Annotated in this window: 16 protein-coding genes; 4 read left to right on the forward strand and 12 right to left on the reverse strand. The window is 72.3% G+C overall.

What is annotated here, in order from left to right; all coding sequences use genetic code 11:
• The first annotated feature begins 113 nt into the window (after positions 1–113).
• The gene (locus tag ACIQMR_RS02085) at positions 114–1562 is read left to right on the forward strand and encodes a regulator (RefSeq protein ID WP_401381788.1); all 1449 of its coding nucleotides are present in this window, start codon (positions 114–116) and stop codon (positions 1560–1562) included.
• A gap of 74 nt (positions 1563–1636) precedes the next feature.
• On the opposite strand, the gene ACIQMR_RS02090 is transcribed toward ACIQMR_RS02085, so the two are convergent.
• From ACIQMR_RS02090 to ACIQMR_RS02105, 4 genes are all read right to left on the reverse strand, one after another.
• Positions 1637–3874, reverse strand: coding sequence for an alpha-L-fucosidase (locus ACIQMR_RS02090; protein ID WP_401381791.1), 2238 nt, complete (start codon positions 3872–3874; stop codon positions 1637–1639).
• Entirely contained in the window at positions 3871–6108 is a 2238-nt protein-coding gene (locus ACIQMR_RS02095; protein WP_401381793.1) for a family 20 glycosylhydrolase, read from the reverse strand. The genes ACIQMR_RS02090 and ACIQMR_RS02095 overlap by 4 nt, the downstream gene beginning before the upstream one ends.
• Positions 6109–6251: 143 nt before the next feature.
• Positions 6252–7577 carry an FAD-dependent oxidoreductase gene (locus ACIQMR_RS02100; RefSeq protein WP_401381795.1) on the reverse strand — a complete coding sequence of 442 codons (1326 nt, stop codon included), beginning with the start codon at positions 7575–7577 and terminating at the stop codon, positions 6252–6254.
• A 345-nt stretch (positions 7578–7922) separates the two neighbouring features.
• On the reverse strand, positions 7923–8813 hold the full coding sequence (locus ACIQMR_RS02105; protein ID WP_401381797.1) for a TIGR01777 family oxidoreductase: 891 nt from the start codon (positions 8811–8813) through the stop codon (positions 7923–7925).
• A 35-nt stretch (positions 8814–8848) separates the two neighbouring features.
• Here ACIQMR_RS02105 and ACIQMR_RS02110 point away from each other — a divergent pair, with 35 nt between their 5' ends.
• Positions 8849–9427, forward strand: a complete 579-nt coding sequence (locus tag ACIQMR_RS02110; protein ID WP_401381800.1) for a GNAT family N-acetyltransferase — start codon at positions 8849–8851, stop codon at positions 9425–9427.
• On the opposite strand, the gene ACIQMR_RS02115 is transcribed toward ACIQMR_RS02110, so the two are convergent.
• Both ACIQMR_RS02115 and ACIQMR_RS02120 read right to left on the reverse strand, forming a co-directional pair.
• Positions 9417–10100, reverse strand: coding sequence for a TetR/AcrR family transcriptional regulator (locus tag ACIQMR_RS02115; protein WP_401382652.1), 684 nt, complete (start codon positions 10098–10100; stop codon positions 9417–9419). The two genes, ACIQMR_RS02110 and ACIQMR_RS02115, sit on opposite strands and share 11 nt — an antisense overlap.
• Positions 10101–10231: 131 nt before the next feature.
• Positions 10232–10750 (reverse strand): DUF4240 domain-containing protein, encoded by a 519-nt coding sequence (locus tag ACIQMR_RS02120; RefSeq protein WP_401382654.1) that lies wholly within the window; start codon positions 10748–10750, stop codon positions 10232–10234.
• 110 nt (positions 10751–10860) lie between these two features.
• On the opposite strand from ACIQMR_RS02120, the gene ACIQMR_RS02125 reads away from it, so the two are divergent.
• Positions 10861–11781, forward strand: a complete 921-nt coding sequence (locus ACIQMR_RS02125) for an SDR family oxidoreductase (RefSeq protein WP_401381802.1) — start codon at positions 10861–10863, stop codon at positions 11779–11781.
• On the opposite strand, the gene ACIQMR_RS02130 is transcribed toward ACIQMR_RS02125, so the two are convergent.
• From ACIQMR_RS02130 to ACIQMR_RS02155, 6 genes are all read right to left on the reverse strand, one after another.
• Complete coding sequence (locus ACIQMR_RS02130; RefSeq protein ID WP_401382656.1) at positions 11772–12740, reverse strand: helix-turn-helix transcriptional regulator; 969 nt, start codon at positions 12738–12740, stop codon at positions 11772–11774. The two genes, ACIQMR_RS02125 and ACIQMR_RS02130, sit on opposite strands and share 10 nt — an antisense overlap.
• Before the next feature lie 149 nt (positions 12741–12889).
• Positions 12890–15574: a pyruvate dehydrogenase (acetyl-transferring), homodimeric type gene (gene aceE / locus ACIQMR_RS02135; RefSeq protein WP_401381805.1), complete on the reverse strand. Its 2685-nt coding sequence runs from the start codon at positions 15572–15574 to the stop codon at positions 12890–12892.
• 345 nt (positions 15575–15919) lie between these two features.
• Positions 15920–16543 carry a GntR family transcriptional regulator gene (locus ACIQMR_RS02140; protein ID WP_401381806.1) on the reverse strand — a complete coding sequence of 208 codons (624 nt, stop codon included), beginning with the start codon at positions 16541–16543 and terminating at the stop codon, positions 15920–15922.
• Positions 16544–16653: 110 nt separating this feature from the next.
• Positions 16654–18456 carry a 2-oxoglutarate dehydrogenase, E2 component, dihydrolipoamide succinyltransferase gene (sucB, locus tag ACIQMR_RS02145; RefSeq protein WP_401381808.1) on the reverse strand — a complete coding sequence of 601 codons (1803 nt, stop codon included), beginning with the start codon at positions 18454–18456 and terminating at the stop codon, positions 16654–16656.
• A 95-nt stretch (positions 18457–18551) separates the two neighbouring features.
• Complete coding sequence (gene lpdA / locus ACIQMR_RS02150) at positions 18552–19940, reverse strand: dihydrolipoyl dehydrogenase (RefSeq protein ID WP_358664729.1); 1389 nt, start codon at positions 19938–19940, stop codon at positions 18552–18554.
• A 370-nt stretch (positions 19941–20310) separates the two neighbouring features.
• Positions 20311–21819 carry a leucyl aminopeptidase gene (locus ACIQMR_RS02155; protein ID WP_401381810.1) on the reverse strand — a complete coding sequence of 503 codons (1509 nt, stop codon included), beginning with the start codon at positions 21817–21819 and terminating at the stop codon, positions 20311–20313.
• Between the two features lie 303 nt (positions 21820–22122).
• Between ACIQMR_RS02155 and ACIQMR_RS02160 the strand changes: the two genes are divergently transcribed.
• Positions 22123–24252, forward strand: coding sequence for a hypothetical protein (locus ACIQMR_RS02160; RefSeq protein ID WP_401381812.1), 2130 nt, complete (start codon positions 22123–22125; stop codon positions 24250–24252).
• Positions 24253–24289 lie beyond the last annotated feature (37 nt).

Raw genomic sequence — 24289 nt, forward strand, 5'->3', positions numbered from 1 at the left:
CGTTCCTCCCCCAGAGCTTCTCCCCCGGAGCCGCGCCCGGGGGAACCCCCAGGAGGCACCCCCAGGCTGCGAGGGCCGCACCCGGGCCCGGAAGGCAGGAGACCGCACAGCTGATGACCGACCGACCCCCGCAGCGCACCCCCAACCGCCAGCTCGCCGCGCTCATCGCGGAGGCCGGATTCTCCAACGCGGGGCTCGCCCGCCGGGTGGATCAGCTGGGCCTGGAGCACGGCCTCGACCTGCGGTACGACAAGACGTCGGTGACCCGCTGGCTGCGCGGACAGCAGCCGCGCGGCACGACGCCCGCGCTCATCGCCGAGGTCTTCACCCGTCGGCTCGGGCGGCGGCTGTCGGCGCAGGACCTGGGGCTCGACGCCTGCGCGCCGGTCTACGCGGGCCTGGAGTTCGCGGCCACGCCCGAGGAGGCCGTGGACATCGTCAGCGGGCTGTGGCGCAAGGACTCCGGCAGCCATGCCGAGCTGCGGAAGATCGCGTTCACCCCGGCGGGGCTCGTCGTCCCGAGCCGGGACTGGCTGATCGGGCGCGCGGACGAACAGGTGAGCCGCGGCGATCCCGCGCAGAACGGCGGGCCGGTGCGCGTGCCCTCCCAGGGCCGCGCCACCGTGCCGCGGCAGCGCGGCACCGACCGCGGGCCGGGCCAGCGCGTCACCCCCGGCGACATCGCGGCCCTGCGCTCGGTCGGCGAGCTCTTCCGCACCCTCGACCACGCGTACGGCGGCGGACACGCCCGCCAGGCACTCGTCCGCTACCTGGAGCACGAGGCCGAGCCGATGCTGCGCGGCACGTACGGGGAGAACACCGGGCGCCGGCTGTTCGCGGCCGCCGCGGATCTGACCCGGCTGGCCGGCTGGACGTCGTACGACATCGCCGCGCACGGTCTCGCGCAGCGGTACTTCGTCCAGGCCCTGCGGCTGGCCCAGGCGGCCGGCGACCGGGCCTACGGGTCGTACGTGCTGGTCACCATGGCCCGGCAGGCGGTCTACCTGGGGCACGGGCGGGAGGCTGTCCAGCTGACCCGGGTCGCCCAGCAGGGCGTCGGTTCCGCCGTACCGCCCGTCGTCCAGGCACTGCTCCACGCCGTCGAGGCCCGCGGCCATGCGGTGCTCGGTGAGGTACGCGCCGCCACGGCCTCCCTCGTGCGGGCCGAACGCGCGCTGGACACGGCGCGTCCCGGGGACGACGCGCCGCACTGGGCGCGCTTCTTCGACGAGGCGCAGCTCGCGGACGAGTTCGGGCACTGCCACCGCGATCTGCAGCAGTTCCGGGCGGCCGCGCAGCACGCGGAGCGCTCGCTGCACCTGCGCGCGCCCGGGTACGCGCGCAGCCGGCTCTTCTGCCGAATCGTCCTGGCGACGGCCCGGCTGGGGCTGGGGGAGCTGGACCAGGCGTGCGCGCTGGGCGCGGAAGCGGCGCAGCAGGCCTCGGAGATGCGGTCGGCCCGTGCGATCGAGTACGTGCGGGACTTCGAGCGGCGGCTCGAGCCGTACCGCGACGCGGCCGCGGTACGTACGTACCGGGACCGCGTCGCGGCGATGGGCTGAGCAGCCGGCGCCGTCCGGCGGGACCACGCCGTGCCCACGACGCCGTGCCCACGACGCCGTGCTTACGACAGGGACTACGGTCGGCTGCCCCGGAGTTGGACCTCCGCGAGCGAGAGCGGGTTCGTCGGGGACGAGAGCTGGACACGGACGTGCCGGGCCGTCGTGCCCGGTGGCAGCGGGACCGTGGTCGGGCGGCCCGCCCGGGCCGGGACGTGGATCGCCGTGACGCCCGGGGTCGCCTTGGCCTCCTCGAGGCCGTCGGCCGTGATCGGGTCGTCCGAGGCCAGCAGCCAGAAGTCCGTGAGCCGATCGGCACAGCAGTCCGTACGGTTCCAGATCTGCGCCTCCTCCAGCCGTGCGCTCGCGCCGAGATCGATCTGCCACCACGCCTGGTGCGAGGGCTCGGCCGTGTGCGTCACCGATCCGCCGGAGAACGCGCCGTCCGTGTTGCCGTCCACCGCGCGTGATGCCGGGGCGTCCCAGGCGGTCGACGACTGCGTGGCCGGGCGGCCCTTCGCCAGGTTCTCCCGGGCGACGGTCACCTTCACCTCGGTGGTCGTCGTCAGCCGGCCGTGCCGCAGGGTGATGTCCAGCGTGTACGTACCGGACGCCGCCGACGCGGGCGGGGTGAGCGTGAACGGGACCTTCGCGTCCGCGCCGGGACCGAGCGGCTTCAGCCGGGCCCCGGACGGGGTGACCGTCCAGCCGTCGGGGGCCGACAGCCGCAGGCCCGTCGAAGGCGCCGGGCGGCGGGAGGTGTTGGTGACGGTGAGTCCGCCGTCCGCCGTCCGCCCCGGGTTCAGCTCCTGCGGCAGCTCGGTGCGCGTCCGCACCAGACTGTGCACCCCCGGGGTGGTGACCTTGAAGACGTACGCGTGCCGGCCCGACTCCGCCGGTGTCTTCACCACGACGCGGCCCTGTGCGTCCCGGTGCCAGGCCAGCGCACCGGCCTTCGAGCCGAGCAGGGTGATCCGGGAGCCCGCCGTGACCGGGGTGTCGGAGCCCAGGGTCAGTTCGGCCCCCGGCCACGTCAGCGCGGTCGCGTAGAGCGCGCCGTCCTTCACCGTGTAGCGGATGTCGTCGTCGCCGGACGGCTCCTCGGCGTGGTGCCAGTACGTCGTTCCGTAGATCGCCTCGCCGTTCGTCCTCAGCCACGCTCCCATGTCGAGCAGCCGTTGTCGCTGGATCTCCGGAATGGTGCCGTCGCCGCGCGGGCCCACGTCGAGCAGCAGATTGCCGTTCTTGCTGACGATGTCCACGAGCGAGTCCACGAGCTGGTCGGACGTCAGATGGTCCTCCTCCGGCTCGTTCTGGTTGTAGCCGTACGAGTGGGCGATGCCGCGGCTCGCCTCCCACTTGTTCGGGTCGATGTCCGCCTTGACCGTGTACTCGGGCGTCTGGAAGTCGAGTTCGGTCGAGTCCAGGGCACCGGTATCGATCTTGCAGCGGTTGGCGACCGCGACCTCCTTCGGCTTCGGCCGGTTCTTGGCCCTGTTGTAGTAGTCGGCGAGGACGGGCGCCGTCCGCCAGTACGAGGCCGGCTTCTCCCACTGGCCGTCGCACCACAGGATGTCCGGGTCGTACTGCTCGATCAGCTCCCGCATCTGCGGCGCCATGTAGTCGGCGGCGTAGTCGCCGACCACCGGGGCTCCGGTGTAGGGAACGGGGGCGCCCGTGTACGGGTTGGTGGCGGGGCGGCCGGTGTAGGACGGGTTGAACCACTCGTACAGCGAGTAGTAGAAACCGGCCTTCAGCTTCTCTCCCCGGCCGTCCTTGCGGGCGGCGGCGAAGAGTTCGCCCGCGAGGTCCCGGTGGGGGCCGAGGTCGACGCTGTCGCGGCCGGAGACCTCGGAGTCGTACAGCGCGACACCTTCGTGGTGCTTGGAGGTGAGCACGAAGTACTTGGCCCCGGCGTCCTTGAAGAGCTTCACCCAGTCGTCCGGGTCGTACTTCTCGGCCTTCCACTGCCCGATGAAGTCGTCGTAGTCGGCGTCCGCGCCGTAGGTGTCCCGGTGGTAGGTGCTGGTGGCGCTCCCCGGGGAGTTCATGTAGTTCCAGTACCACTCGGCGTAGCTGCCGCGCGGGCCCCAGGCGGGCACCGAGTAGGCGCCCCAGTGGATGAAGATGCCGAACTTGTCGTCCTCGAACCACGTCGGTGTGGGGTGGCTGTTGAGGGACTCGACGGTGGGTTCGTAGTCCTTGCCCCTGTCTGCGCCCTCGCCTCGGGCACCATCCCCGGCACCCGAGGCGGGCGGTGCGAGGAGCAGTGCCGCGCAGGCGGCGAGGGCCGCCGCGGCCGCGGTGCGTCTCACTGTGCATCCCTTCGGAGGAGGTCGCGTACCTGTCCGGGGCTCAGCGCCTCGTCCCAGGTGCGCAGTTCGTCGAGATCGCCGCGGAGGCTCGCCTTCTCGGTGCCGATGGAGCGCAGCGGCAGCGGGACGGACGCCTCGACGGTGCCGACGCGCTCGCCGTCGGCGTACAGGGTGGTGCGGCCCGGCTCGGTCACCCAGGTCAGCCGGGTCCAGCGGTCGAGCGGGAGGGTGTAGGAGAAGGAGTGGTCGGCGGTGCCGTAGCGGGTGAAGCCGACCCGGCCGGTGCCGTACTGCATGAGCTTGAGCGCGCCCGCCTTCGAGCTGAGCAGCACTTGGTCGGCGGTGCGGGCGGTGGGGCGTACCCGTACGGACACCGTCCACGGCTCGGCGGTGTCGAGGCCGCCGAGGCCGAGGCCGTCCCGGTCGTGGTCGAAGCGCCAGGCGCCGCCGGCCGCGCCGTCACCGGTGACGGGCGTGGGGTTGTTGATGATGTACGAGGTGCCGGGCAGGGAGCCGGCGGTGTCCTCGGCGTAGAGGGTGTTGCCGGGGCTGCCGGCGTACGTCCAGCCGCTCGGGTACGGGGCCGGGTCGAAGGTCCAGTGGTGGCTGGGGCGGCCGTCGTCGGTGCGGGGTGCCACGGGCAGGGGACGGACGCCGGGCGGGTCGCCGAGGCGGGCGACGAGGGCGCGGAAGCCGTCGACCGTGCCGGGGGTGGGGGAGGCGTTCCAGGCGCGGTCGGCGAGGATCGCGCGGGCTGCCGCCATCTGCTGCTCGAAGTAGCCGTCGTCCGACCAGAAGTTGTAGTCGGCCCAGTTGACCAGGCCGGAGCCGAGCATGTCGGGCGTGGTGCTCGGGGCCCAGGTGTCGTACATCCAGGGCTCGTCCGGATACAGGTGGTGGTAGTTGTTCGGGGTGACGTAGAAGGGGCCGATGGCGATCTCGTCATGGCCCGGAATGGCCGGCTCCGCGCCCGTGCCCTCCCAGGTGATGAAGACGACCGGGCCGTGGACCTTCTGCTGGGGCGCGGCGAGGTGCTCGGAACCGTTGTAGACGGCGGTGCGCCTGCCGTGCTTGCTCACCACGTCGTCGAGGGTGTTGATGTAGCGGTTGAGCAGGTCGCCGAGGGTGCTGATGTCCGGGTCCGCGGCCAGGAAGTCCTTCACGCGCGGGCATTCGGCGAGCTGGCCCGGGACCTCCTCGGCGCCGATGGCGAACAGCGGGGCGTCGAACCAGCCCGCGAACTCGTCGACGATCTCCTTGGTCTTCTCCACCGCCCGCTCACTGGTCATGTCGATGATCCAGTCGGCGGTGAGGTGCGAGTGGGTGTGCGCGCCGGTGCAAGGGGCCGAGCCGGTGCCGTTGTCCGCGCCGAAGCCGATGCCGAACGCCTCGCTGATGACGGTCGCGTGGCCCGGGACCTCGATGCCGGGCATCAGCTGGACGTGGTGGCGGGCCGCGAAAGCCTTGAGGTGCTCGATGTCGGCGCGGCTGTAGCTGTGGCCGGGGTCGGCGAGCCCGGGGAACTTCGGGCTGTGGAGGCGGAAACCTTCAGACTCCGACAGGTGCAGGAACAGGGTGTTGAGCTTCTGGTCGCCCATCCTGCGGATGAGGTTCTCCAGGTAGGGGATCCGCCAGTACTTGCGGCCCGCGTCGAGATGGACCATGCGGACGGCCTGGGCGGGCTGGTCGGCGGCGCGGGCGCGGGGGAGCGAGCGGTGGTCGGGGGCGGTGGCGCGGAGCAGCTGGAGGAGCGTGCGGGTGCCGTAGAAGAGGCCGTGGGTGGAGGCGGCTTCGACGGTGACGGCGCCGCTCGTGTCGCCGGCTGTGCCGCTGCCGCTGCCGCTGTCGAAGCGGTAGCCCTCCGCACCGAGTCCGGTGTCCGCGAGGCGCAGAACGATGTCGCCGGGGGCCGGGTGCCCGTACGCGATCCGGGGACGCAGCCCGCTGACGCTCGCGAGCTCGGCCCGCAGCTGATCGGCGAGCCCGCGCACCGACTGGCGGGCGGGGCCGGGGAGTTCGGCGCGCCCGGCGGGAAGCGCGGTGGACCGGGCGGTGCGGGGGTCCACGACGATGCGGCTGCGGGAGGTGAGGACGGTACGGCCGCCGAGGTCCGTCCAGTCGGTGGGGCGCGGGACGACGGACGGTGGCGCCGCGGCCCCTGGCTCGCCCGCCCCGGCGGCAGTGGGAGTGATAGCTCCGATGACTAGGCTGAGGATGAAGACGAGCACAGGCATGGCTCGGCGCACTACTGCCTCCCGGCGTCACTCCTGGCATCAAGGGACACGGGGACCGTAGTGCTGTGTCAGGTCACTGACAAGAGCTGACGACGACAGAGGTCGGATGTATTACTGGCTGGACTCCCAGACTACGAGGCCAACTACGCCGCAGCCGTGCTGAGGGAGGACGGGCTGAGTTCCGGCTGGATGCCGATGTCGCGCAGGAGCGCGTGCGCCGCCCTCCGGCCGGAGAACAGGGCGCCCTGGACGGTGCTCGTGTCGCGGTGGTCGCCACAGACGTAGAGCCCGCAGAGGAGCCGTACCGGGCGGCGTGTGTCGTGCGGCGGGGGCATCGCCGGTACGGCCTCCGGGTCGTGGTGCGCGTCCAGCAGCTCCCACTTGGCGGTGGACGTGCCGTACAGCGCGGCGAGATGCGTACGGACCCGGCGGTCGAGCCCGGCGGGCGGGCGGCCGAGGACGGTGGACGTGATCAGCACCCGGCCCTCCGGCGCGCGGGACGGGTCGACCTCGCTCATCACCGCGGTGTGCGCGACCGGGCCCGCGCCGTCCGCGTCCAGGAGCAGGGCAGGCTCGGCCAGCGGCGGTGCGGGGGCGGTGTGGTGCAGGACCGTCACGGGGTGGAAGTCCGGGACGCGCAGCCCGGGCAGGAGCGCGGCTGCGGCGCGGGCGCCGGTGGCCAGGAGCAGCGAGCGGCAGGTGAACATGCCGTGCTCTTCGGTGGTGACGGAGCTGATCGACGCCTCGGTGACCCGGGCGCCGGTGAGGACGGTACCGGGCGGCAGGGCGTCCGCGAGCGCCTCGGGAAGGGTCGCGGCGCCGCCGGCGGGGACGCAGAGCCGGCCCCGGGCGAAACCGCGCAGGACGAGGTCGGCGCAGCGGCTGGAGGTCGTGAGCTCCGGGTCGCCGAGGAGGGCGGAGAGCAGCGGACGGAGGAAGGAGTTGACGGTACGAGGGGGGAGCCCACGGGCGAACAGGGCCTCGTGCGTGGGCAGTTCACGGCGTGCGAGCAGCCGGCGGGGCGGGGTGGCCGCGAGCCGCCCGAGCGCGGCGGCGAGGCGGGCCTGGTCGATGGCGCCACCGAGAGGCGTGCGAGGGGCGCTCGCGAGGGCGCGCGCAGCGGTGAGTGCGCCCCTCGCGCTCCGTGCGTGGCGTACGCCGCGGGTCTCACCGGCTCGGTGGTGCCGGCCGTCGCTGTGCACGAGCACGCCGGGGGTGAACGTCCGCAGCGGCATGCCGGCGAGGGCGGGGTCACGGCGGAGTTCCGGATACGACGTGTTGAGCAACTGGCCGACCCGGTCCAGCCGGAACCCGTCCAGGTCCTCGGTGACCATCCGGCCCCCGACCCTCGGTTCGGCCTCCAGCACGAGGACCGTGACCCCCGCACTGGTCAACCTGTGAGCCGCCGCGAGCCCGGCGATACCGGCTCCGACGATGACGACGTCCGCGTGGCGTGCGCTACTGAGCACGTGCCCCTCCCCGGGTCGGCGCGGCTGGTGTGGGGGCTCATGCCCCCAACCGGCGGGCGGAATGCCGAAGTTCGGATCGAGCGTAGAAACCTCGCCACCGACCGCGACGCGCGCGCGTCGGGGCGCCCGGTGGCACGGGGTCGCACGGGCGCCTCCGGCGCGGCGAGGGACCGGCGCGGGTGGCCCGGTGAGGTGACGCCGTCCCGTGGGGCGGTTCCCGTGCGGGACCCCAGGGGCTCGGGCCGGGGCTCGGACTCGGACTCCGGGGTTGCGGCCGCTCCGTGCCCGCGACCGCATCCCGTACCGCTCAACCGCGTGGTCACCGCGGCGCCCCGCGCGAGCGGCTCAGTCGAGGGCCGCGCGGATCGCCGCGTCGATGGAGGGGTGGCTGAACGTGAAGCCCGATTCGAGCAGCTTCGCCGGCAGTACGCGCTGGCTGCCGAGGACGTCCTCGGCGAAGTCACCGAGGTAGACCCGCAGCGCGATCGGCGGGACCGTGAAGAGCGTCGGACGGCGCAGGACGCGGCCCATCGCCGCGGTCACCTCGCGGTTCGTGAGGGGGTCCGGCGCCGTGAGGTTGACCGGCCCTGACAGGGTGTCCGTGTCGACGATGTGCCGCAGCGCCGCGACCTCGTCGTGCAGGGAGATGAAGCTCCAGAACTGGCGCCCCTTGCCGAGCCGCCCGCCCAGGCCCGCCCGGAAGACGGGGAAGAGCCGGCCCCACGCCCCGCCCTCGCGGGCCACGACCAGGCCCGTACGGGCGAAGACCACCCGGATGCCCGCCTCCTCGGCCGGCGCCGCCGCGTCCTCCCACTCCTCGCACACCGAGGGGAGGAAGCCGGCGCCGGGCGGTGCGTTCTCGTCGACCGCGCGGTCACCCGTGTCGCCGTAGTACCCGACCGCGGAACCGCACACCAGCACCCGAGGCGGTTCCTCCAGCGACGCCACCGCCTCGGCGATCGCGGCCGTACCGAGCACCCGGCTGTCCCGGATCTCCTTCTTGTACGCGTCCGTCCACCGCTGCTCGCCCACGCCCGCACCCGCGAGATGCACCACCGCCTCGCAGCCGATGAGCCCCGCCGCGTCCACGTACTGCCGTACGGGATCCCACTCCACCTCGTCCGCGGCCCGCGGTGCCCGCCGCACGAGCCGCACCACCTCGTGCCGGTCCTCACGCAGGGAACGTACAAGTGCCGTACCGATGAGCCCGGTCGAGCCGGTGACCGCAATGCGCATGTCTCACATCCTCCTCCCATGACACAGTGGCCGCCATGTCCGAACCCGGCACCCTCTTCTCCATACGCGCGGCCCGTGGCTGCGACGACGCCGCGCTCGGCGAGCTCGACCGCGCCACCTGGTCCACGCTGCACTCCGTGCAGGCGCGCCCGGTGCCGCCGTACGGCACGTTCTTCACGTCCCACCGCCCCGAGGACTACCTCGTCGCGGAGACGGACGACCACGACGGCGACCGCGGTGACCACGACGGCCACGACGGCGACCACGACTGCGGCGAGCACGACGACCACCACGGCCGGATCGCCGGATTCATCTGCGTCGTCGCCCCCACCCCGCTCGCCTGCCACCGGCACGTACGCCAGATCCAGGGCCTCGCCGTGGCCGCCGGGGCGCGCGGTCAGGGCGTCGGGCGGGCGCTGCTGCGGGCCGCGGCGGACGAGGCCCGGCGTCAGGGCGCGACGCGCATCACCCTGCGCGTGCTCGGGCACAACACCCCGGCCCGCCGGCTCTACGAATCCGAGGGGTACACCGTGGAAGGCGTCCTGCCCGGTGAGTTCTACCTGGCCGGGCGTTACGCCGACGACGTGCTGATGGGCCGTCCGCTCACCCGGTAGCCCGCCCCGCACCCGACAACGGGCGCATCCCGCCCGTCAGTTCGCGCAGACACCGCACAGCGAGCTCCGACGGCGAACCCGGACCCGCGAGCGGCGGGGCGTCCGCCTCGGCCCAGGTCTCCAGCGCGATCCTGACCGCGTCCGTGGCCACCGCCGCGGCCAGCCGAACCTCCAGCGGTTCGGCGTCCGGCCCGGTCAGCGCGGCCAGCACCGGCAGCAGCTGCTCCTCCGACTCCTGGTTAACCCGGTACCAGACCGCCCGCAGCGCCGGGTCCCGCAGCGCCGTACGCACCAGCCAGCGCGTCCAGCGCAGCCACTCGGCCGAGGTACCCGGCGGCACCGACAGCGCCTCGGCGAGAGTCCGCTCCAGCAGCTCGGGCAGCTCGGGCCCCGTGGTGGGCCCGGGTCCGGGCAGGGCCGCCGTCAGCCGCACGCGCCAGCGCTCGGGGCCGATCGCGAACAGCGGGCCGACGGCATCGCGCTTGTTGCGGAAGTACCGGTAGAAGGTGCGCAGCGCCACCCCGGCACGGTCCGCGATCTCCTCGGCGGTGGTGCCGTCGGGCCCGCGCTCGGCGAACAGCTCGGCGGCGGCGCGCGCGATCTCCAGCCGGGTCGTGGCCTTGCGGCGCTCGGTGAGCGGCCGGCGCGGCGACGGCGGTGACGGCGGCGTGATGTTCACCGGAGAAAGCGTACGCCCGGCACCGGCCGGCGCCGGGCGGGCCGCGCCTCCCGGGTGCCCGCGCGTGTTGCGCGCGCCCGGCGCCCGGAGGCAGGCGCGCGGCGGGAGCCCGGGGGCAGGCGGCGCTACACTCCGAAGCGCTCCCAGAGCGCCGGGAAGCGCTCCGCCAGCGCACGGTCGTCGTCGAAGTCGAACGGCGTGCCCTCCGGTTCCGCCGACTGCGCCGGGATCCCCAGATCGGGTGCGACCGCACCGGTGAGCTGTTCGTACGCCTCGTCGGCCGCGTATCCCAGTTCCTCCCCGTCCCCGTCGATCTCCTCGTCGAAGTCGTCCAGGAGCTCGGACAGGGAGTCCGGGTCGTGCACCGCGCCCTCGAACACCTCGCGCCCCTGGCCGATGAGCCAGCACCGGAAGTAGTCGAAGGCGTCGTCGCTCGCTCCGCCGAGCAGGACGGCGGCGGCAGCCCACAGGTCCCAGCGGTACGCGCGGTTGTACCGCGATTCGAAGTGCCGGGCGAAGTCCAGGACGGAGTCGGGGTCGAGCTGCAGCAGTCGGTCGACGAGCAGATCGGCGTGTTCCTCGGGGTCGCCCTCGGCGGCCTCGCGCGTGCTGTCGATGATTTCCCAGAACTCCGTCTCGTCCATCACGGGACAAGCATCGGGGTTCGCGCTGACCTGCGCACGTGGAGCGGCCGAAACGCTCCCTTTCGGAAATGTGGACAGAGGGTGTCGCATTTCCGTGCGACCGTCCCGGCATGGTGACGAACACAGCACTGCAGGGGAAGATCGCGCTGGTCGCGGGTGCGACACGGGGCGCGGGCCGGGCCATCGCCGTACAACTCGGCGCGGCGGGCGCGACGGTCTACGTGACCGGGCGTACGACCAGGGAACACGTCAGCGAGGTCGGCCGGGCGACCGAGACCGTCGAGGAGACCGCCGAACTGGTCACCGCGGCCGGCGGCGAGGGCATCGCCGTCCCCACCGACCATCTCGACGTGGACCGGGTCCGCGCCCTGGTCGCGCGCATCGACGAGGACCACGGCCGCCTCGACATCCTGGTCAACGACGTCTGGGGCGGCGAACACCTCATCGTCTGGAACACGAAGATGTGGGACACGGACCTGGAGGGCGGCCTGCGGATGCTGGAGCTCGGCGTCCGCAGCCACATCATCACCAGCAGCTGCGCGCTGCCGCTGCTCGTACGCAACCCCGGCGGGCTCGTCGTCGAGGTCACCGACGGCACCGCGGAGACCAACCGCCGGTTCCGCGAGAACTTCTACTACGACCTCACCAAGAGCGCCCCGATCCGGATGGCCTTCGCGCTCGGCGAGGACCTGAAGGGCGTCGGCTGCTCCGCCGTCTGTGTCACCCCCGGTTTCCTCCGCTCCGAGCAGATGCTGGACACCTTCGGGGTGCGGGAGGAGAACTGGCGGGAAGCGATCGCCGAGCAGCCGCACTTCGCGATCGCCGAATCGCCCGTGTACGTGGGCCGGGCCGTGGCCGCGCTCGCCGCGGACCCGGAGCGGGCGCGCTGGAACGGACGGTCGCTGTCCAGCGGACAGCTCGCCGAGGAGTACGGCTTCACGGACGCCGACGGGAGCAGGCCGGACGCGTGGGGCTACTTCGAGGACGTCGTGTACGGAGGCGGGAAGGGGACGGCGGAGGACTACCGCTGACGGCGGGAGTAGAGGGCGTGCAGCCCGGTCGCGGCCTCCGTGAAGCGTTCACGCAGGCCCGCCGGCTCCAGCACCTCCAACTCCGCTCCGAGGGAGAGGAGCTGAGTGAACGCCACCACGTCCGACTCGACGGGCAGCGTGACCGTGACCCACCCCTGACCGTCGGGCGGTCCCGCGGCCGCCAGGGCCTCCTCGGCGGCGGCGCGGTCGGTGACGTGGGCAAGCCGGCGCGCGCCGTCCGGGGAGAGCCGGACGACCACCTCGGCGCGCAGGATCGAACGGGCGAACTGGGCGGCGCGCTCCTCCCAGAAGCCCGCCAGGTCGAAGGACTCGTCCCGCTCGAAGCGGTCCTCGGTGAGGGCGACGGCGGTGAAGCGGTCGATGCGGTAGACCCGGAAGGAGCTGCCGTCGGCCCGGGCGCACAGATACCAGACCCCGGCCTTCAGCACGAGGCCGTACGGCTCCAGCCGCCGCTCGGCGTCCCGGTAGCGGGCCGTGACGACGCGGTCGTCCCACACCGCCTCGGCGACGACCGGCAGGAGGTCGGGGGTCGCCGGCTCCTGGTACCAGCCGGGCGCGTCCAGATGGAACCGCCGTGCCGCCGAGTGCGAGGCGTCCTTCAACGACGGCAGCAGCGCGGCGGACACCTTGAGCTGTGCGGCGGAGGCCGCGTCCTGCAGCCCCATCTCGCGCAGCGCCCCGGGCACGCCGGAAAGGAACAACGCCTCCGCCTCGCTCCTGGCGAGCCCGGTCAGCCGCGTCCGGTAGCCCCCGATCAGCCGGTAGCCCCCGGCCCGGCCCCGGTCCGCGTACACCGGAACGCCCGCCTCCGAGAGCGCGAGGGCGTCGCGGGTGATGGTGCGCTCGGAGACCTCGAGCGCCTGGGCGAGCTCGGCGGCGGTCATGGAGGGGCGGGACTGGAGGAGGAGAACCATCTTGATGAGGCGGGCGGCACGCATGCCGGCCATTTTCCCCTCCCTCGCCCTCCCCGGAGGCTCGCCCGGGGCGCCGGGCCTCCTGTGCCCCGCGGGCCTGGGGAGTCCCGGACGCGCAGGCACGACGCCCCCGTCACTCACTGGGCGACGGGGGCGTCACTGCGAGGGGGGCCTCAGAAGCCGTACCGCTCCCGCGCGTCCTTGACCGCGGAGGCCGGGACCTCGCCGCGGCGGGCGAGCTGGGCCAGCGCGGCGACGACGATCGACTGCGCGTCGACACCGAAGTGGCGGCGGGCCGCCTCACGGGTGTCCGAGAGACCGAAGCCGTCCGCGCCGAGCGAGGACCAGTCCTGCTCCACCCACTGCGCGATCTGGTCCGGCACCTGCCGCATGTAGTCGCTGACCGCGAGCACCGGGCCCTGCGCGCCCTCCAGCGCCTGGCGTACGTACGGCACCCGGGACTCGCCCCGCAGCAGTGCCGCGTCCGCCTCCAGCGCGTCGCGCCGCAGCTCGGTCCAGGAGGTGGCGGACCAGACGTCGGCCGTGACACCCCAGTCGGAGGCCAGCAGCTGCTGCGCCTGAAGCGCCCAGTGGATCGCCGTACCCGACGCGAGCAGCTGGATGCGCGGGTCGTCCGCCGCGCCCTCGCCCTCGTTGAAGCGGTAGAGACCGCGCACGATGCCCTCGTCGACGCCTTCCGGCTTCGCGGGCTGCGGCATCGGCTCGTTGTAGACGGTGAGGTAGTAGAAGACGTCCGGATCCTCGTCCGGGCGGGCCTCGCCGTACATCCTGCGCAGACCGTCCTTGACGATGGCCGCGATCTCGTACGCGAACGCCGGGTCGTACGTCAGCGCCGCCGGGTTGGTCGCCGCGATCACCGGCGAGTGACCGTCCGCGTGCTGCAGACCCTCACCCGTCAGCGTCGTACGGCCCGCCGTGGCGCCCACCAGGAAGCCCTTGCCGAGCTGGTCGCCGAGCTGCCACATCTGGTCGGCGGTGCGCTGCCAGCCGAACATCGAGTAGAAGATGTAGAAGGGGATCATCGTCTCGCCGTGCGTCGAGTACGCGGTCGACGCGGCGATGAAGTCCGCCATCGAACCGGCCTCGGTGATGCCCTCGTTGAGGATCTGGCCGTCCTTGGCCTCGCGGTAGTACATCAGCTGGTCGCGGTCGACCGGCTCGTACGTCTGGCCCTTCGGCGAGTAGATGCCGAGCGACGGGAACAGCGACTCCATACCGAAGGTACGCGCCTCGTCGGGGACGATCGGCACCCAGCGCTTGCCGGTGTCCTTGTCGCGGATCAGGTCCTTGACCAGGCGGACGAAGGCCATCGTGGTCGCCAGGGACTGCTTGCCGGAGCCCTTGTCGAAGGCGGCGAACGCCTTCTCGGCGGGCGCGGGCAGCGGGGCGAGGGGGTGTACGCGGCGGGCCGGGGCCGGGCCGCCGAGGGCCGCGCGACGCTCCTGCAGGTAGCGGACCTCGGGGGAGTCCGCTCCCGGGTGGCCGTAGGGCACCTGGCCGTCGGCGAAGGCCGCGTCGGAGATCGGCAGGCCGAGCAGGTCCCGCATCGCCTTGAACTCGTCCACCGTCAGCTTCTTCATCTGGTGGTTGGCGTTCTTGGACGCGAAGCCCGCACCGAGCGTGTAGCCCTTGACCGTCTGGGCCAGGATCACCGTCGGGGCGCCCTTGTGCTCCACGGCGGCCTTGTACGCGGCGTACACCTTGCGCGGCTCGTGGCCACCCCGCGAGAGGTGGAAGCACTCGAGGATCTTGTCGTCGGACAGCAGCTTCGCCATCTCGACGAGCGCGGGGTCCTTGCCGAAGAAGTCCTCGCGGATGTAGGCGGCGTCGCGGGTCTGGTACGTCTGGACCTGCGCGTCCGGTACCTCGCGGAGGCGGCGGACCAGGGCGCCGGTGGTGTCGAGCTGGAAGAGCTCGTCCCAGGCGTTGCCCCACAGGCTCTTGACGACGTTCCAGCCGGCGCCGCGGAACTGGGCCTCCAGCTCCTGCACGATCTTGAAGTTCGCGCGGACGGGGCCGTCGAGGCGCTGCAGGTTGCAGTTGATGACGAAGGTCAGGTTGTCGAGGCCCTCGCGGGCGGCGAGTGCCAGGGCCGCGGTCGACTCGGGCTCGTCCATCTCGCCGTCGCCGAGGAAGGCCCAGACGTGCGACGCGGAGACGTCCTTGATGCCGCGGTTGGTCAGATAGCGGTTGAAGCGCGCCTGGTAGATCGCCGAGAGCGGGCCGAGGCCCATGGAGACCGTCGGGAACTCCCAGAGCCAGGGCAGTCGGCGCGGGTGCGGGTAGGACGGCAGGCCGTTGCCGCCGGACTCCTGGCGGAAGTTGTCCAGGTGGGCCTCGGTGAGGCGGCCGTCGAGGAAGGCGCGGGCGTAGATGCCGGGGGAGGCGTGGCCCTGGATGTAGAGCTGGTCGCCGGAGCCGTCCTGCTCCTTGCCGCGGAAGAAGTGGTTGAAGCCGGTCTCGTAGAGCCAGGCGGCGGAGGCGAAGGTGGCGATGTGTCCGCCGACGCCGTGTTTGGCGCCGCGGGTGACCATCGCGGCGGCGTTCCACCGGTTCCAGGCGGTGATCCGCTGCTCCATCGCCTCGTCGCCGTCCACGGCGGGCTCGGCGGCGGTCGGGATCGTGTTGACGTAGTCCGTCTCCAGAAGCTTGGGCAGATCGAGCCCTGACACACCCTCGGCGTGCTGGAGGGTGCGTCGCATGAGGTACGCGGCGCGGTGGGGGCCGGCGGCCTTGGTGACGGCGTCGAGGGAGGCCGCCCATTCGGCGGTCTCCTCGGTGTCACGGTCCGGGAGCTGGTCGAGCTCGCTCGGAAGCTTGCCTACGGGGTCGGTCATGACGCCGCCTTCCGGAGAGGAGGGGGGTGGAGATGGGGCCTTGTCTGGCAGGACGGGGCCGACGGACTGGTGGGTCCGTCGTCGACTGTAAGCCGACGATCGATGATCGATCAAAGTTTGAAGCGAAAAACTTCTTCAGATCGACAAAGTCGGCACAGGGTGCCGCGAAGTAGGGCACCGGGTGCCGAGCTTTTTCCTTCGTGGGGCTCCGCCCACACCCCGCGCGGGGCCAGGAGGAGCCGGGCCCGGAGAGGTCACGCCACGCCCCACAGCCCACCCGGTGAACACCTCACCCAGGCGTCGGCGACGACACCGCACCCCGTACCGGCACCGCCGCCGGAGGCGTTACGCGCGGGGGGCGCAGCCGAGGACGTGGGACTTGACCAGGGTGCCGATCTGCGGGTCGCGGCGGCGGAAGGCCGCGAGGAGTTCCTCGTGCTCCTCCGCGTAGGACTTCTGCTTCGTGCCCAGCCACCGGATGGACAGCGCGGTGAAGACCTCGATCCCCAGGCCCTCCCACGTGTGCAGCAGCACCCCGTTGCCCGCGGCCTTCACCAGCTCCCGGTGGAACGCCACCGTGTGCCGTACCTGGGCCGTCCCGTCCGCGGCGCGGTCCGCCTCGTACAGCGCCGCCACATGCGGCTCCAGCGCCGAGCAGTCGGCCGCCAGCCGCTCCGCGGCCAGCTCGGCCGCGATCTGCTCCAGACCGGCCCGGACGGGGTAGCTCTCCTCCAGGTCCGCAGCCGTCAGATTCCGTACCCGTACGCCCTTGTTGGGCGCCGATTCGATCAGCCGCAGCGACTCCAGCTCGCGCAGCGCCTCCCGCACGGGCGTCTGGCTCACGGCCAGTTCCGTGGCGATCCGGCGCTCCACGATCCGCTCGCCCGGCTTCCAGCGGCCGCTGACGATGCCCTCCACGATGTGCTCGCGGATCTGATCGCGCAGCGAGTGGACGACGGGCATGGTCATGGAAGCGCTCCTTCAAGAAGAGAAGACCCCTAGACAATACGGCGGCGCCCCTACCTGGGAGTACTCCCGGGCAGGGGCGCCGCTCGTGAGGCTGGTTACAGCCGGGTGGCTCAGAGGCCGAGCTCGACCTCGAACTCGCCGGCCTCCAGGATCGCCTTGACCGCCGTCAGGTAGCGGGCGGCGTCGGCGCCGTCCACCAGGCGGTGGTCGTAGGAGAGCGTCAGGTACGTCATGTCGCGGACGCCGATGACGGTGCCCTCGGCGGTCTCGATGACGGCCGGACGCTTGACCGTCGCGCCGATGCCCAGGATCGCGACCTGGTTCGGGGGCACGATGATCGTGTCGAACAGCGCACCGCGCGAACCGGTGTTGCTGATCGTGAAGGTCGCACCGGCCAGCTCGTCCGGCGTGATCTTGCTGCCGCGGACCTTGCCCGCCAGATCGGCGGTGGCCTTGGCGATACCGGCCAGGTTGAGGTCGCCCGCACCCTTGATGACCGGGGTCATCAGGCCCTTCTCGGAGTCGACGGCGATGCCGATGTTCTCCGAGTCGAAGTAGGTGATGGTGCCCTCGTCCTCGTTGATCCGGGCGTTGACGACCGGGTGGGCCTTCAGCGCCTGGGCCGCGGCCTTCACGAAGAACGGCATCGGGGACAGCTTGACGCCCTCGCGGGCGGCGAAAGCGTCCTTGGCCTGGGCGCGCAGCTTCATCAGCTTGGTGATGTCGACCTCGACGACCGAGGACAGCTGAGCCTGGCCGTGCAGCGCCTTCATCATGTTGTCGCCGATGACCTTGCGCATGCGGGTCATCTTGACGGTCTGGCCGCGCAGCGGGGACACCTCGAGGGCCGGGGCCTTCTTCGCGGCGACCGGAGCGGCGGCGGCCGGAGCCGGGGCAGCGGCGGCGGCCTTCGCGGCCTCGGCGGCCGCGATGACGTCCTGCTTACGGATACGGCCACCGACGCCGGTGCCCTTGACCGAGGACAGGTCCACACCGCTCTCGGTCGCGAGCTTGCGGACCAGCGGCGTGACGTACGCGCCCTCGTCGACCGGAGCGGCGGGAGCCGGAGCGGCCGGAGCGGGGGCGGCGGGGGCCACCGGGGCCGGTGCCGGGGCGGCAGCGGCAGGCGCGGCCTGGACCGGCGCGGGCGCGGGCGCCGGAGCCGGAGCGGCCGGAGCCGGAGCCGGAGTGGCCGGAGCCGGAGCCGGAGTGGCCGGAGCGGGAGCCGGGGCGGCAGCGGGAGCCGGGGCCGCGGGGGCGGCCGGAGCAGCCGGAGCGGCACCCGGGGCGCCGATCACGGCGAGCTTCGCGCCGACCTCGGCGGTCTCGTCCTCGCCGACCGTGATCTCCAGCAGCACACCCGAGGTGGGCGCCGGGATCTCGGTGTCGACCTTGTCGGTGGAGACCTCGAGCAGCGGCTCGTCGGCCTCGACGGAGTCGCCGACCTCCTTGAGCCAGCGGGTGACGGTGCCCTCGGTGACCGACTCGCCCAGCGCGGGCAGCACGACGTCGGTGCCCTCGGCACCGCTGCCGCCGGCGGCGGCCTCGGCGGTCGGAGCCGGTGCGGGGGCGGCCTGCTCGGCGGCCGGGGCGGCCGCGGCGGGCTGCGCCGGCTCGGGGGCGGGGGCGGGGGCCTCGGCGGCGGCCGGGGCCGGGGCGGCAGCGGGGGCGCCCGTGCCGTCGTCGATGACGGCCAGCTCTGCGCCGACCTCGACGGTCTCGTCCTCGGCGACCTTGATGGACGCCAGGACACCGGCGGCCGGTGCGGGGATCTCGGTGTCGACCTTGTCGGTCGACACCTCCAGCAGCGGCTCGTCGGCCTCGACGCGCTCGCCCTCGGCCTTCAGCCAGCGGGTGACGGTGCCCTCGGTGACGCTCTCGCCGAGCGCCGGAAGGGTTACGGAAACCGGCATGGTTTCGGTTGCTCCTAACGGTGGGGTCTCCCCGGCTCGCGCGGAGCGCCGAGCCAGGGGAAGTGCGGTAGTGGTCGTCGCGCCCGTGGACTGGATCAGTCGTGGGAGTGGAGGGGCTTGCCCGCGAGGGCCAGGTGGGCCTCGCCGAGCGCCTCGTTCTGCGTCGGGTGCGCGTGGATGAGCTGCGCGACCTCGGCCGGCAGAGCCTCCCAGTTGTAGATCAGCTGAGCCTCACCGACCTGCTCGCCCATACGGTCACCGACCATGTGGACGCCGACCACGGCACCGTCCTTGACCTGCACGAGCTTGATCTCGCCCGCGGTCTTGAGGATCTTGCTCTTGCCGTTGCCCGCGAGGTTGTACTTCAGAGCGACGACCTTGTCCGCGCCGTAGATCTCCTTGGCCTTGGCCTCGGAGAGACCCACGGAGGCGACCTCGGGGTGGCAGTACGTCACCTTCGGCACGCCGTCGTAGTCGATCGGGACGGTCTTCAGACCGGCCAGTCGCTCCGCCACCAGGATGCCCTCGGCGAAGCCGACGTGCGCGAGCTGGAGGGTCGGGACGAGGTCACCGACGGCCGAGATCGTCGGCACGTTGGTCTGCATGTACTCGTCGACCAGGACGTAGCCGCGGTCCATCGCGACGCCCTGCTCCTCGTAGCCGAGGCCCTGCGAGACCGGGCCGCGGCCGACGGCGACCAGCAGCACCTCGGCCTCGAAGGTCTTGCCGTCGGCGAGGGTGACCCGCACGCCGTTCTCGGTGTACTCGGCCTTCTCGAAGAAGGTGCCGAGGTTGAACTTGATGCCGCGCTTGCGGAAGGCGCGCTCAAGAAGCTTCGAGCTGTTCTCGTCCTCGACCGGGACGAGGTGCTTCAGGGCCTCGATGATCGTGATGTCGGTGCCGAAGGACTTCCAGGCGGAGGCGAACTCGACGCCGATGACACCGCCGCCGAGCACGATCGCGGACTGCGGCACCCGGTCCAGGACCAGGGCGTGGTCGGAGGAGATGATGCGGTTGCCGTCGATGGTCAGACCAGGCAGCGACTTCGGGACCGAGCCGGTGGCGAGGAGGACGTGGCGGCCCTGGACGCGGCGGCCGTTGACGTCGACCGAGGTGGGGGAGGACAGCCGGCCCTCACCCTCGATGTACGTGACCTTGCGGGAGGCGATCAATCCCTGCAGGCCCTTGTACAGCCCGGAGATCACCTCGTCCTTGTACTTGTGGACGGCAGGGACGTCGATGCCCTCGAAGGTGGCCTTGACGCCGAACTGCTCGCTCTCGCGCGCCTGGTCGGCGATCTCACCGGCGTGCAGCAGGGCCTTGGTGGGGATGCATCCACGGTGCAGGCAGGTGCCGCCGACCTTGTCCTTCTCGATCAGGGCGACGTCCAGGCCCAGCTGCGCTCCGCGCAGGGCCGCGGCGTAACCACCGCTGCCACCGCCGAGGATCACTAGGTCGAAAACGGTGCTGGCGTCGTTCGCCACGTCACGTCCTCCATGCATGTGCGCCGGGCGCCGGTCGTCCATGACCTACGCGGCGGCTGGTGTTCGGCCGCTTGTCTTCGGCCCTGTGGTGGGGGCCCTGTCCTGCCGAGAACCCATCTTCGCACTTGTCGACGGAAGGCGGGACGCGGGGCCGGGGTACGGGACGGCGGTTCAGCCGTCACCGGCGATTACTGGTACGTACGAACCTGCGAATTTCGTCGAAGGCGAACGGAAAGACCACCGGCTGGGCAAACCGAGGACCCCCGCCCGGTATTCCTGCGGCGCTCGCGGAAGGCTTCCCGCGGCGCTCGCGGAGGGCCACCGACGCCCGGGTCCGGAACGTACTCCGGACCCGGTGCACGGTGGTGCGTCAGCCCAGGTCGCCCTCGGCGGTGCGCTCGGCCAGCCTGACCAGGGTGCGGACCGCGGAGCCGGTGCCGCCCTTCGGGGTGTAGCCGTAGGGGGCGCCCTCGTGGAAGGCCGGGCCGGCGATGTCCAGGTGGGCCCACGTGATGCCCTCGCCGACGAACTCCTTGAGGAACAGGCCGGCGACCAGGCCGCCGCCCATCCGCTCGCCCATGTTCGCGATGTCGGCGGTCGGCGAGTCCATGCCCTTGCGCAGGTCGGTCGGGAGCGGCATCGGCCAGGAGTCCTCGCCGACCTCCTCCGCGATCTCGTGGATCGAGGTGCGGAAGGCGTCGTCGTTGGCCATGATGCCGAAGCGGCGGGTGCCGAGCGCCAGCACCATCGCGCCGGTCAGCGTCGCCACGTCCACGATCGCGTCGGGCTTCTCCTCCGACGCCTTGGTGAGCGCGTCGGCCAGGACGAGACGGCCCTCGGCGTCGGTGTTGAGCACCTCCACCGTCTTGCCGCTGTACATGCGCAGCACGTCACCCGGGCGGGTGGCGGTGCCGGACGGCATGTTCTCGGCGAGCGCCAGCCAGCCGGTGACGTTCACGCGCAGGCCGAGCCGGGCGGCGGTGACGACGGCGGCGAACACCGCGGCGGCGCCGCTCATGTCGCACTTCATCGTCTCGTTGTGGCCCGCCGGCTTCAGCGAGATGCCGCCCGAGTCGTAGGTGATGCCCTTGCCGACGAAGGCCAGGGACTTCTCCGCCTTGGGGTGCGTGTACGCGATCTTCACCAGCCGCGGGCCGTTGGCCGCGCCCTGGCCGACACCGAGGATGCCGCCGAAGCCGCCCTTGAGGAGCGCCTTCTCGTCGAGGACCTGCACCTTGAGGCCGTGCTCCTTGCCGGCCGCGGAGGCGACGGCGGCGAACGACTCGGGGAACAGGTCGTTCGGCGGGGTGTTGACCAGGTCGCGGGCGCGGTTGATCTCCTCGGTCAGCGCGATCGCCCGGTCGGCCGCGGCCTTGTACGCCTTGTCGCGCGGCTTGGCGCCGAGCAGGGCGATCTCGGCCAGCGGCTTCTTGCCGTTCTCGCCGTCCTGGTACGCGGTGAAGGCGTAGGCACCGAGCAGCGCGCCCTCGGCGATCGCCTCGGCGTCCTCGGAGGCCTCGATCGGCAGCGCGAACGCGGCCTTCTTCGTGCCGGACAGCGCCCGGGCCGCGGAACCCGCGGCGCGCCGCAGCGATTCCGGCGTGTACGAGTCGTCCTTCTCCGGGGCGGCACCGAGGCCGACCGCGATCACGACCGGGGCCTTCAGGCCGGCCGGCGCGGGCAGCTTGGTCACCTCGCCCTCGGCACCGGAGGCACCGAGGGTCTCGAGGACGGTGGCGAGCTTTCCGTCGAACGCCTTGTCCACGGCCTCGGCGCCGGCGGCGACGACCGGGCCCTTGGCGCCCTTCGCGACGCCGACGACGACCGCGTCGGCGCGCAGCGTCGCAGCGCCGGCAGTGCTGAGAGTGAGAGCAGTCACGGTGGTGAAATCTCGCTTCCGTTGAGTTCCATGGCCGAAGAGGTGGGTCGGCCGCCCGGCGCATCGTAAATCGGGCGAGCCGGAGCGCCGCCACGAGCCTACGCGCGCCCGCTGTGTTCGCTCGCGCCAGCGGTGATTCACCCATCCGTGGTGTCTCCGCCACGTTTCCCCGGCCGACCGGTGAGTCCTGCGTCACACTCGGCCCGAATGCGCAAGGGAGCGAGTAGCTGCTTTGCATGATTTCCACATGTCCTCCCCGGATTCTCCGCGGGGGAGGGCCAACGAGGGGTGGGGGGAAACGCCATGGCGCCCGTATTCGGTACGAGGTTGCGTACGAGCGGATTCACGAGCGGATCGACGAGAGGATCGACGAGAGGATCCAACGGTTCCACGAAGGGCAGGCTCGGCACGGCAGCGGTGGCGCTCACGTCGTGCGCGCTGCTCACCGCCGTGCTGCCCGCGACGCCGGCGGCGGCCGCGGACCCGGTGCCGCGGATCGACCTGAAGGTCCTGGTCGTCGACGACGGCGGTGACTCGGTGGCCGCGGTCACCTCCGAGCTGCGCAGTACGGGAGTGCCGTACAGCGTCGTCGACCTCGGCGATCCGAGCCGTCCGACGATCAACGCGGCCTTTCTGAGCGACACCGTGAGCGGCCGGCCGCGCGCCAAGTACCAGGGTGTGGTCCTCCCGAACGAGGCGCCGTTCGGGACGGACTCCGCGGGCGCCGCCGAGCAGGCCGCGCTCGTGGCGTACGAGAAGACCTTCGGGGTCCGCCAGGTCGACGCCTACACCTGGGCGCATCCGGGCGTCGGGCTCGACTACACCAGCGAAGGCGGCTGGGCCGGCACCCTCGACGGCGCCGCGGCCACCGTCACCGCCGCGGGCCGCACCGGGCCCTTCGGCTATCTCGACGGCCCGCTGACGTTCGAGGACAACGCGCCCGACATCGGCGAGAGCTACGGCTATCTGGCGCGCCCGCGCGAGGGGTTCACGAGTTACGTCGACGCCCCTGTGCCCGGCGGCGAGGGCCGGGCCAGCCTGCTCGGCGAGTACGCGCACGACGGGCGCCGTGAGCTGGTCGTCACCTTCGCCTACAACCAGCACCAGCGGCAGTTCCGGCTGCTGGCGCGGGGCATCGTCGAATGGCTCACCCAGGGCGTCCACCTCGGACAGAGCCGCAACTACTTCGCGGTCCACGTCGACGACGTGTTCGCGCCCGACGCCCGCTGGGACAAGGACCGCAACTGCACACCGGGCGACATCGACTGCGGTGGCGGGGCCGAGGACACCACGCCCGACATCCGCATGACCGCCGCGGACGCCCAGTACGCCGCGCAGTGGCAGCAGTCCAGCGGCTTCACCCTCGACATGGTCTACAACGCCGGGGCCGGCGAGGAGTGGAAGGCCGAGCACGGCGGCACCGACGCGCTCACCGCCCGGCTGGTCGCCGACCGCGCCAAGTACCGCTGGATCAACCACACCTACACCCATCCGTTCCTCGGCTGCGTCCAGAACGTGTCCGTCGTCCCGTGGCAGTGCGCGAAGAACGCGAACGGCACGACGCAGTACATGAGCCGCGCCGAGATCGCCGCGCAGATCCGCGACAACCACAACTGGGCGGTGAACAAGGGCATCTCCGTCGACCGTACCGAGCTGGTCACCGGCGAGCACTCGGGTCTCAAGACCCTCCCGCAGCAGCCTGCCGACAATCCCAACCTGGCGCCCGCGCTCGCCGACAACGGCGTCAAGTGGATCGCCAGCGACAACTCCCGCGAGCCGCAGCAGCGCCCCGTGGGCAGCGCCCTCACCGTGCCCCGTCACCCGATGAACGTGTACTACAACACGGGCACGGCCGCGGAGATGGCCGACGAGTACAACTGGATCTACACCTCCAGGGCGGACGGCGGCAGCGGCATCTGCGAGAGCAACCCGGCCTCCACCTGCCTGGACGAGCCCCTGGACGAGCAGACCGGCTACGCGCAGTACATCGTGCCGCAGGAGGCCAGGATCGCCCTCGGCCACGTCGTCGCGAACGACCCCCGCCCCCACTACGTCCACCAGTCCAACCTGGCCGAGGACCGCATCCTCTACCCCGTCCTCGACCGGATCCTCGCCGACTACCGGTCGCTGTTCGCCGACAGCGCGCCGCTCGTCAACCAGAGCCAGCGCGACACCGGGACGGAACTGAGCCGCCGCGCCGCGTGGCAGAAGGTCCTCGACACGGGCAAGGTCACCGCGTACCGGATCGGCACCACCGTCACCGTCCAGGCGCCGAACGGGGTCGTCGTTCCCGTCACCGCGCCCGAGGGCACGCGGAAGCAACTGCTGCTCGGTACGAGCCTCTTCGGCACGCCCTACGCGGGCCGGCGCTCGGCCTGGACCGCTCCCGACCTCCTGCAGTCCGCCGTCACCCTGCGGCTGCCCGCCGTCTGACGCGCGGGTCCGCCCCGTCATCGCACGCACCCCGGCC

Source organism: Streptomyces sp. NPDC091376 (assembly GCF_044757085.1).
In the GTDB taxonomy this organism is placed as follows: Bacteria; Actinomycetota; Actinomycetes; order Streptomycetales; family Streptomycetaceae; genus Streptomyces; species Streptomyces pratisoli.

What these genes read in the sequence shown, in the direction of transcription:
- ACIQMR_RS02085 (WP_401381788.1), top strand. Translation starts at nt 114, where the DNA reads ATGACCGACCGACCCCCGCAGCGCACCCCCAACCGCCAGCTCGCCGCG.
- ACIQMR_RS02095 (WP_401381793.1), bottom strand. Translation starts at nt 6,108, where the DNA reads ATGCCTGTGCTCGTCTTCATCCTCAGCCTAGTCATCGGAGCTATCACT.
- ACIQMR_RS02105 (WP_401381797.1), bottom strand. Translation starts at nt 8,813, where the DNA reads ATGCGCATTGCGGTCACCGGCTCGACCGGGCTCATCGGTACGGCACTT.
- ACIQMR_RS02110 (WP_401381800.1), top strand. Translation starts at nt 8,849, where the DNA reads ATGTCCGAACCCGGCACCCTCTTCTCCATACGCGCGGCCCGTGGCTGC.
- ACIQMR_RS02120 (WP_401382654.1), bottom strand. Translation starts at nt 10,750, where the DNA reads ATGGACGAGACGGAGTTCTGGGAAATCATCGACAGCACGCGCGAGGCC.
- ACIQMR_RS02125 (WP_401381802.1), top strand. Translation starts at nt 10,861, where the DNA reads ATGGTGACGAACACAGCACTGCAGGGGAAGATCGCGCTGGTCGCGGGT.
- ACIQMR_RS02130 (WP_401382656.1), bottom strand. Translation starts at nt 12,740, where the DNA reads ATGCGTGCCGCCCGCCTCATCAAGATGGTTCTCCTCCTCCAGTCCCGC.
- aceE (WP_401381805.1), bottom strand. Translation starts at nt 15,574, where the DNA reads ATGACCGACCCCGTAGGCAAGCTTCCGAGCGAGCTCGACCAGCTCCCG.
- ACIQMR_RS02140 (WP_401381806.1), bottom strand. Translation starts at nt 16,543, where the DNA reads ATGACCATGCCCGTCGTCCACTCGCTGCGCGATCAGATCCGCGAGCAC.
- sucB (WP_401381808.1), bottom strand. Translation starts at nt 18,456, where the DNA reads ATGCCGGTTTCCGTAACCCTTCCGGCGCTCGGCGAGAGCGTCACCGAG.
- ACIQMR_RS02160 (WP_401381812.1), top strand. Translation starts at nt 22,123, where the DNA reads ATGGCGCCCGTATTCGGTACGAGGTTGCGTACGAGCGGATTCACGAGC.